This is a genomic window from candidate division WOR-3 bacterium (genome assembly GCA_039801245.1).
Taxonomy (GTDB): domain Bacteria; phylum Hydrothermota; class Tepidihabitantia; order Tepidihabitantales; family Tepidihabitantaceae; genus JAOABP01.
In genome coordinates, this window is record JBDRUF010000062.1 from 1 (window position 1) to 10144 (window position 10144).

The following is a 10144-nucleotide window of genomic DNA, read 5'->3' on the forward strand; positions in this document are numbered from 1 at the left end:
TGGGACAGAAAGAAGCCTCTGTCCTCACTCCACAATCAGCTTCTGGCTTGCGCTTGTGCCCGCAGCCTCAAACCGCACGAGATACACGCCCGCAGACAGGCTCCGCAGGTCAAGGCTACGCGTCCCGGTCCCAGATGCAACAAAGCCATACTCAAACACCGCCCTGCCCGTCACATCATAGACCGTCAACCTCGCCTCACCACTCTGCGGCACACTGTAACTCAGAACTCCGTAACCCCTGGAGAGCGGATTGGGCGCCAGGGAGAAGCCAAACCGGTCAATCCCGGTCCGCTCCGCCATCACACCCGAACGCTCAGGCGCCGCTGCCGGCAGCATCACCGCCGCCTCAAAGTACCGCCAGAACTCCGCAGTCTTGCCACCCTTGAACGCATAGAACAGCCCGTCATCAGCGCACACCAACGCACCGCCATTCTTCACCATCTTCCTCCTGCCGCTTGAGCCAATCTCAGGCATCGGGTCAAGCTCAGTCCAGGTGTTCCCAGCAATGTCGTACTTCCAGAACTCAACCGTGTTGCCACCCTTAAGCGCATAGATGAACTCGTTGTAGTAGGCAGCATCCGCACCATCCTTGGACTTCTTGTTCTTCCCAGTCCTGCCACTCGCTATCGGCATACCCTGCAGCATCGTACCTGACCAGGCGTTGTCGCTGATGCTGTAGACCCAGAACTCATGATACTTCGCCTTGTGAGCATAGATGAGGTTGTCGCCGTCGCATGCTATCCAGGAGCCCCTGTCCCACTTGGGCTTTGAACCCGCCGGCGCATTGGGCAGTAACTCCCAGGCTCCAGTTTCGGTGTTGTAGCGCATGAAGTCCTGACCATAACCCTTCAAGAGGTACACATAGCCAGTGCCTCCAACCTTCACATACGCCACATCAGTGCCACCCCTCGGATTCCTGCCCGAATTGCCCGCAGGTATGTCAGCCAGCTGCTCCCAGGTGTTGCCCGCAACCGAGTAGCGCCAGAAACCAGGCGTGTTGTTGCCCTTGACCGCATAGATGTAACCATCACCATAGCAGGCACACGCACCCTTGGAAGGCGGCTTGCCCTCCCTGCCATTGGGCCAAATCGCCGCCGCACTCCAGCTCCTCGTCATCAGGTCGAACACAAACAGGCTGTTGCTCTTGTACCCAGGCGAAGCGTAAACCTTCGGCGGCTGATCCGTCGCTCCCTTCGCCACCGCCAACCAGCCACCATCCTTCACCGTGCCAAGAACCGACATCTCCTCAGACCAGCCAGGAGAAATGTCCAGAGTCACCCGGAAGTTCAACACAAAGGTGTCGTTCGCCGGATTGCCATCACCGCTCATCACCGTGTAGGCAATCGCCTGATAGTTGCCAACCGGAGTCGCTGTCCAGGTGCTCGGGAACGGGAACACCAGCTGCCTGCCCGGATCAAGAGTCTGATCCTTCAGACTGTCCTGATAAACCGTAGCACCACCCGCAGCCTTAATCACAAAGTGGATGTCAAAGGTCGCCGGATTGGTGCCGTAGTTGCGCACCCGCGGACGCGGCCTCACCGGCGTGTTGAGCGTCACCAACGCCGCCGGCTCAATGATGGCATTCACACCCACATCATTGAAAGCGAGCGAACGCACCTTAACGGTGTCAATCAGCAGGTCGTTGGTAGGTATCATCTCGCCACTGAGCGCGGTTGAGCAGCGCACCTCAAACTCACCCACTGGGCTGGCAACCCAGTTCGGGAAACCGGTGACGAGTGTGTCAACCCCTGGCGGGATATTCACCAGCAGCCGCTGCTGGTTGTAGGGTGTGCCAACAATCCGCAACCGCACATAGAAGGTAGCAGGCCAGGTGCCGTTGTTTTTCACCCGCACCTGCGGCGCAATCACCGTTCCGGAATCAACCTCACCCTTGGGCTGGATGATTAAGGTCGGCTGGGCATCAATCAGATAGAAGAACACCGAGTCATCCTGGACTTTGTCATTGAAAGTCCCCATATCAGTCGCCAGTCTGGTTGAACACTTCACCGTCTGATAGAAGAGCACATCCGGTGTCCACTCGGTGAACTCAACTAAGATTGACTCACCAGGTGCCAGGCTGGAAACATCCTGACTGTCCTGATACGCGGTGCTAACCGTAAACAGGACATCAAACGACTCGGTGGTATTGCCGTAGTTCTTTATCCACGCCTTGGGTTTGAACGGCACACCCGAGGGCCAATTGCCTTTTGGCGCAACAATCGCCGCCGTACCAACATCCCTTCGGTCCACCCAGAATCTGCCCCAAATCGTGTCATTGGACATATCCGGGTCAAGCCGCTTCAGGGTAACAAACATCACATCAACCGAATCCTGCTGGTCAACAATCCAGTCGTCAAACTCAACCAGGAGCGATTCACCCGCAGGAACAGCCGCAATCTTGCGGTTGTAATAGGTTGTGCCGATATAGCAGTCAACCGGGACCGGTCCAGAAGGATAGGTCGCATCAAGGTTCTTCACCCAGACCTTCGGTGTTACGGTTGAGCCGAAGTCAACTGAGCCCACCGGCTCCTCAATCGCCACCGGCGAGACATCAATCGGCGGCACCCGGCAGGTCAGGGTCTGGATGTTGTTGCTCGGGAAGGAGTCCCCATAGTAATACAGGGTGCACCTTACCGCCCAGTCGCCAGTGTCAACCAACTGATAAGGTGTATATGTGACAAATGCCGAATCCCCGCTTGCCAGTGTTGTGATGATTCTCTTCTCCTGGAAAAGTTTGCCGGTTGGCGAGCGCATCCGAAAATCAACCCGAACATTAGAAACCGTGCGCGGTCCATAGTTGTAAATCACCGCCTGCGGTGTTACCACCGTGTCTAACGGCGCATAGGTCCCGGGTGAGATGATGCGCTGAACCGCAAGGTCAACCGGTGCATACCACTCATCCGCACCGATGTCATGGGGTAGAGTCCTTGCCTCGCCATCAATATCAGGTGATGCCACGGTCTGGGTCTTACCCGAGTCAATACAGCAGGAACCTCTCCGCAGGTGCAAATCAAGCGGCGGGTTCACATAGGACGGGTCTCTCATCGGACCCTTGCCCTGCAGGTCAAACCCGAGCCCCTGCCACTGTGCCCAGGTTCTGGTTGAACCGTTATAGTAGAACGGCGTTCCTGATGATGTGTAATAGCAGTTGAAGTTACAGGAGTCAATTGAGCCTGAATATAGGTAAATCAGGTACGAAGTCCCGCCTCTGAAGATGTTATTGTAGAGCGTGCAGTTGTAGGCATAATACAGATAAAGCGGATACTGGGAACCGGTGTTGTAGAAGGAGTTGTTCTTGAAAACCGGGTTGTACAGATAATAGCCAGAGGGTGAGTAGATACCGTAAGATGTGTAGCCCCGGAAGAAGTTGTTGATGAACCTATTTAAATAATGTGAGCCGTACAGATAAACGCAATAGGAACTGGTGGCATAGAACTGGTTTCTCAAGATGGTATGATAGCCATTGCCGTAATAGAGATAAAGCGGGACCGGCGCATTAATGATATTATCCCTCATTATCAAGGAGTCGGTGTAATACAGGTAGAACCCAGCCGAGGTCGGACCACCAACCGAGCAGCCTTCAACAACCTGCTTCTGACAGTAGTAGCCGTAAAAGGCATACGAGCCCGTATTGACAAACAGGTTGTTGCGGTAAATTGTGGCGGTGTCATAATAGGCATAGATTGGATAGGAGTAGGAGCCGGAAAAGTGGTTGCCCTCAACCAAGGACCTTGAAGAGTTGTAGAGATAGAGACCATAGGAAGAACCGCCAACCTGATAGTTGTTTCGGAATGTTACACCATTGTAGTTGTAGTAGAACATATAGTTATAACTTGCCCGACTGGTGGCATGGGTGGTGCAGTTCTCAACCTTTAGGTTGTGACCGTAGTAAGACATAATACCGTATGAGCCGTTGACCAGCCAGTAGCATCCCCGCCAGTCGCAAAGGGTGTCATAGTAGCCATAAATACCGTACGAAGGGCTGCCGGCAAACTTCGTTCGGATGAACTTGATATTTTTGCAGTTGTAGAAGTAGACGCAATAGGATGAAGCGCCAAAAAGGCTGCAGTTCTGCACAATGACGCTGTCGGTCTTGCCCGAATAGTACATATAAAGAACATATGAGGATGCACGCAAAAGCAGACCCTCAAGCTTTACCCGGTTCGTATAGTACATATAGAAGGCATAACTGCTGGTGGAGTTCAGATAGGGTCTTTCACCCGGCGCTGCCCGAATTGTCAGCCAGTAACTCGGGGTGAAGTTGCTCATATCAACATAGTCGGTATAGGTTCCAGTATAGCAGAGGAGGGTGCACGGACCTGACAAACCGCGTGACTTTACCGCATTAACTCCGGCTGCGATGCTTGGGAAATCACCACCTACCGGTTTTACCGTATAGGTTCCTCGCATCGGCTGCGCTAACGCCACACCGAAGGCAAGGAAGGTCAGCAGGAATACAACTCCTGCCGCTTTTACAGGCTTTAGCATCTTTCGCCTCCTTTTTTATCCTTTATCTTTTACGCTCCTTTTGTCGGAGCAGCGGGTGGTTAAAAACTTCTGCAACCTAACGCCATGTCTCCACCCAAAGACACGGCGTTCTTACTTAAAACGGCTGAACCGGTTTAATATCTTATCTTAAACCGGCACAGCGCACGAACTCATTTATTGAGAATTACCGATTCTTCGGATGTGACCCGTGGTTGCAACAATATTATAGCAATCATCCCCCCCTTTGTCAAGCAAAATTTTTATGTTCTTTAACAGGCTAACCCAGGGCTACCCCTGGAGCATCCCCCGGATGGGTTCCACCCATTTTTCTCCTTGACTTTTAACCTGCGCTTTTGTATATTTTTGGGTGTGCTGCGATAAGTCTAAAATTATAACAAAAAAGGAGGATAGTAATGAAAAACCTGTTTGTGCTTCTGACCGCTATCTTTGTTTTCACGGCACCGGCATTTGCTGGCTGGGCGGTCTATGGCGTAATTCAGGGTCATCCTGACAGCACCATCATCGCCGACTCCACCCGTTTTATGATCCCTGGAGGGCAGGAGATTACCTATCCCACCCCGGGCTGGCAGACTGCACCGAACGCACTGGACACATTTGTCTTTCCCGATTTACCTGACTGGCCCGAGTTGATTATGACCTTTGCCTGGATTGGCAGCCTGCCGGTTATTCAGCCGATAATGCAGCCGGTCTCCGACTCCTGGTACCCATTCCAGCCGCCTTTTGAGGATGCCAAGATAATGTTTCACGGCACACTTGGCATTGAGGAAGCTCCCAACCCTATTGGCGCCAATTCGGCTTTATCTCTGCCCGGCATCCTCACCAATCAGGCGCTCAGAAACTTCGCCCGAAATAACCAGCTTGAAATCCTCAACCCCTGCGGTCAGGTTGTCCGCTCCTTCCCGCTTTCACCCGGTGTTTACTTCTGCCGCCTGATTGATAAGCCCAATGCCACTCAACGATTCACCCTCATAAGGTAAAGTTAACCAACCGCCTTAAAAATAAAGGGGGCTTTTAAAAGCCCCCTTTTGATTTTCTTGGAGATTACCGCACAACGAGTTTCTGGCTTGCGCTTGCGCCCGCAGCCTCAAACCGCACGAGATACACGCCCGCAGACAGGCTCCGCAGGTCAAGGCTACGCGTCCCGGTCCCGGATGCAACAAAGCCATACTCAAACACCGCCCTGCCCGTCACATCATAGACCGTCAACCTCGCCTCACCACTCTGCGGCACACTGTAACTCAGAACACCGTAGCCCTTGGAGAGCGGATTGGGCGCCACACTGAACCCGAAGCGCTCCGCAACCACCTTCTCACCCATCACACCCGAACGCTCAGGCGCAGGGAGACTTGCCGCTGCAGTTGCTGTATCAATATACCGCCAGAACTCTGTCGTCTTCCCACCCTTGAAGGCATAGAAGATACCCTCATTATAATAGACCAAGGAACCACCGTTCTTGACCCGCTTCTTTCTACCCGAGGAGCCAATCTCAGGCACCGGCTCAAGTTCTGTCCAGGTGTCGGCACCTATCTCATACCTCCAGAACTCGCAGGTATTGCCACCCTTAAGCGCATAGATGTAGCCGTTGTAATAGGCTGCTGAGCCGCCGTCCTTAGACTTCTTTTTCTTACCTGCCCTACCAATCAAAGGCATTCCCTTAAGGCTGGACTCGCTCCACTCCTGAGTGGTAATGTTGTATCTCCAGAACTCGTGATACTTCGCCTTGTGGGCATAGATGGTATTCTGCCCGTCATAAACTAACCACGAACCCTTGTCCCATTTGGGCTTTGAGCCTGCTGGTGCATTGACAAGCACCTCCCAGGCATCGGTAATAGTATTATAGCGCATAAAATCCTGTTTGTAGCCTTTGAGGAGGTACACATAGGGGGTGTCATTGTGAACGATATAAACTACACTGGTGCCACCTTTAGGGTTTTTGCCTGACGGTCCGGGGAGAATCTTTGTCAACTGATACCAGGTGCCCTCCTGAATTGAGTAACGCCAGAAACCCGCGGTATTATTGCCCTTGACCGCATAGATATAGCCGTCACCATAGCAGCCGGCTGAACCTTTGGAAGGTGGTTTGCCCTCCTCCCCTTCAGGCCAGGCGGGCAGTTTGGTCCAGGTGTTTATCTGCGGGTCATAGGAGTAGAAGTCTTGCGACTTATAACCACGCGCCGCATAGATGAGCCCATTGTGATAGTCGTATGTAAGCCAAGCACCATCCTTGACATAATCCGGCACAGCCGCCATTTCTGACCAGCCGTGAGTTATTTCCGGTCTGACCTCAAATGGCTTGATGATGGTGTCATTCTGGTGGCGGTTTTCCGCATCATAGATGGTATAGGAGATGGCGGAGTAGTTGCCAGAGGTTGTTGCTTGCCAGGTTTGTGAGAAGGTATGGGTGGTCTCCTGCAATGGGCGCAGACTCAGCGATTCGGTGGCGCTGTAAAGCAAATTTCCTTGGCGGTCCTGAATGAGGAAGGCGATGGCAATATCAGCAGGCGCTTCGCTATAGTTTTTGACCTTTGTGGCTGGTCGGACAGTGGCACCCTCAAATACCACCGCTGGTGGTTCAACAATCTGGGTTGGACCAACATCAAGGACCACCACCCTCACGGTTGTGGTGATGAGGTTGTTTTCCGGAACCATATCGTCGGCAAGCCGGGTTGAGCAACGGACAGGATATGTGCCCGGGATGTCAGCAGACCAAGTTCCGAACCCGCTGACGAGCCTCTCCTCATCAGGCTGGAGGTTGAGGACAAGCCTTTGCTCATCATAGGAGGAGCCAATCTGCAAGCGGACATAGAATGAGGCGGGTGTGGTGCCGTTGTTTTTTACCATCACCTCAGGCTCGATAACCGCACCAGAGTCAACATAACCTCGGGGTTTGATGATGGCGGTTGGCTGAACATCAAGGAGGTAGACCTCGATTGAGTCTTTGAGGGTATCGTTTTCAGGGTTGACATCGCCGGCAAGCATTGTTACCGCTTTTGTTTGGAGTTTACCCTTAACAAGAGGTGTCCAAGGAGTAAACTCTACTGGCAGAAATTCACCGGGTCTGAGAGTAACAATCTGAGTATCGGCGTACACGGTGTCAATTTCAAACCTTGTTTTGAAGGTCTGAACACCGGTGCCATAGTTGCCCACCATAACCCTTGGTGATACTGGGATGCCATAGGGGATTGAACCAGTGGGTGCCAGGATTTCACTTACGCCCACATCAATTAGGTTGCGGCAGCCGATGCCTACCACATCGTCAATAAGCCAGCCATAACCGACATTTTCTTCATCTGAGAAAAACCGCCAGGCGATTAGAAACCTCTGATTGGCGCTAACCGGCACCCTGAACCTCGCCCATTCCCAGTCCCAAGAGCCAGAATAGGCACCGAGTGCGGTGTAGGGTCTGAGACCACCGCTCGTATCCGGATATAGGAGTGTCCAGGTGCTTCCACCATCAGTTGAGTACTTCACACAACCACCGTCAGCGAGTGATTCACTCTGCATCCAGTGCATAAACATCACGACTGGGTTATTCTGGAGAGCGGTCAGTTCATAGGAAATAAGGGTATCCTCAGCATTGTTACCGTAGTAGTCAAAAAGGACATTGCCCCAGCAGTTAGGAGCAGACGGTGGTGTTCCGCGGGGCGGCTGAGGGGATCCCCAGCCCCAGGCGCCTGTCCAGTAAAAATCACCATCGTTGAGGTCAAAGTGCTCAACGAAGTCTCCAACCAGCGTAGTCTTGGTCAGGCGGTCGTTTTCCGGGTTGGAATCACTCGCCAGCCTGACCGAACACCTCACCGGATAGAAGCCACCCGCTGTTGGTGTCCAGGTGGCAAAGCCAGTGACATTGAACCGCTCGCCAGGCTCAAGGGTTTGGTTGACATACACCATACTGGTATACATTATCCCGATGTCCAGTTTTACGCTGAAGGCGGAGATGGTCCCGGTACCGGTATTGCGAACCCAGACCGATGGGTTGACATCCTCACCAACCAGATGGATTGCTCCGGGAATATCAATCTGCTCAAGGGCTAAATCCAGCCATCCCGGCGGCTTCCCGTGTTTGTAATAAAGTTCCCAGTTCCCGTCACGATAGTCGTGCCAGATAAGATGAAGGTGGTCAGGAAGAGAACTGTTACCGCCATTGTTAATAGAAGGATATGAGCGGTCGGAGGTGGTAACATTTGTCAGATTCGTCGGAGTCTGCCAGACACCATCCGGGGTGCGCTCGTTGTAGCGAATCTGGAAGTAGCGGGGGCTGGGGCTGTTGTTACCGTGCCAGACACAGTGACCAGCGCCGTCAGAGGTAAAGGTGAGACAGGGATTAAACTGGTCGTAGGAGAAATTGGGCTCGGAAACGGTATCACCAATCAACTGGAATGTATCCCCCTGACCGGCACCGAGACGCTCCTTGTGAATTATCCGGTAGTTGCGCCGGTCACGAGGATAACCCTGCCAGACAATGTGAACATTGTTGGTCAAGGGATTGACCGCTATTGCCGGATGCATCTGATGCTGACTTCCACCGGAGATGTTTTGACTCACAGAGCCCCAGGTGCCATCAAACCTGCCGCGGTAGCCAATCTGATAAGGGGCGCCACCGCCATAACCAAACCAGGTCACATGAACATTATTGTTTCTGTCTCCGGCAACCTTTGGCCACCAGCGGTAATAATTGGTGCCACCTGAGTCAACCCAAACACGGGGCTGCCAGGCTGTTCCCACCTTCTCCTTATACCCAATCGCATAGCCGAGTGTAGAATGATAGCAGTAGTAAACCACATGGATTCTGTTGTTGGGTGTGGCGGCAATTGCGGGAAAGAATTTATACCACCGCAAGGTGTCTTCCGTGATGCGTACCGAGTTTTCCTCCCAGCCGCCATTACCCGATGATGTTGGCGTGCACTTCTTATAGGCGATATAATACCCCTTCGGTAGCGGAGAGACCCTGTAAACAAACCATACCACATGGACATCACCAGAAGAGTCAACGCAGAGCGCCGGATAGTAAGAATAGCCTGAAGATGCCAAATCCGTAGATATGCAGGTGTCGTTTGTCCAGCCCGAGCCTGGATAGTAGCGCTTGTAATAAATCTGGGGAGAATAGGTACCCGGACTCTGATAGGACATCCAGACCACATGGACTCTTCCAGAAGGGTCGGTTGCCAATAACTGCCTGCCATAGGCAAAGGTGTAATCCGCAATTTCATTTGCGGTCAGACGAACATCCTCCTCCCATTCGGCGTCGGTTCCGGCAATTACCCCCTCCTTAAGATAAGATACCTTCTTATCAAGCGGCAACTTCCGACCGGCGAGCACCTCTTCCAACCGGTCCTCAACCAACAGCCCTGTCTCAGGGTCTATCGCCGCACTTTGCAAACCAAATGCAACCGCAGCCAGTGATAAAAAAAGAAACACTGCTGCTCTACTCATAATCCGCCTCCCTTTTAGTATCTGCTAAAAACTACCTACCTTACATTAATTATAAAAATCGGACTTTTTCTGTCAAGGAAAAAACTCATTGTAATAAAATTAATTCTTCTGCTTGACTTTTCCTAAACTTGATGCTATACTTTTCAAAATAAAAAGGAGGTCAATTTGCAGCGCAAAGTGTTGATTGTTGTGTGCCTCTTTG

At 52.5% G+C, this 10144-nt stretch carries 3 protein-coding genes; 1 reads left to right on the forward strand and 2 read right to left on the reverse strand.

Annotated features, from left to right (window positions below; genetic code table 11):
* Positions 1–24: 24 nt before the first annotated feature.
* Positions 25–4488, reverse strand: coding sequence for a right-handed parallel beta-helix repeat-containing protein (locus ABIK47_07660; GenBank protein ID MEO0020488.1), 4464 nt, complete (start codon positions 4486–4488; stop codon positions 25–27).
* A gap of 413 nt (positions 4489–4901) precedes the next feature.
* Between ABIK47_07660 and ABIK47_07665 the strand changes: the two genes are divergently transcribed.
* A complete protein-coding gene (locus tag ABIK47_07665) occupies positions 4902–5486 on the forward strand; it encodes a hypothetical protein (GenBank protein MEO0020489.1) in 585 nt (194 codons plus the stop codon).
* Positions 5487–5550: 64 nt separating this feature from the next.
* Here the strand turns inward: ABIK47_07665 and ABIK47_07670 are convergent, their stop codons facing one another.
* Positions 5551–9942 carry a T9SS type A sorting domain-containing protein gene (locus ABIK47_07670; protein MEO0020490.1) on the reverse strand — a complete coding sequence of 1464 codons (4392 nt, stop codon included), beginning with the start codon at positions 9940–9942 and terminating at the stop codon, positions 5551–5553.
* Between the last annotated feature and the right edge of the window lie 202 nt (positions 9943–10144).

What these genes read in the sequence shown, in the direction of transcription:
- ABIK47_07665 (MEO0020489.1), top strand. Translation starts at nt 4,902, where the DNA reads ATGAAAAACCTGTTTGTGCTTCTGACCGCTATCTTTGTTTTCACGGCA.
- ABIK47_07660 (MEO0020488.1), bottom strand. Translation starts at nt 4,488, where the DNA reads ATGCTAAAGCCTGTAAAAGCGGCAGGAGTTGTATTCCTGCTGACCTTC.
- ABIK47_07670 (MEO0020490.1), bottom strand. Translation starts at nt 9,942, where the DNA reads ATGAGTAGAGCAGCAGTGTTTCTTTTTTTATCACTGGCTGCGGTTGCA.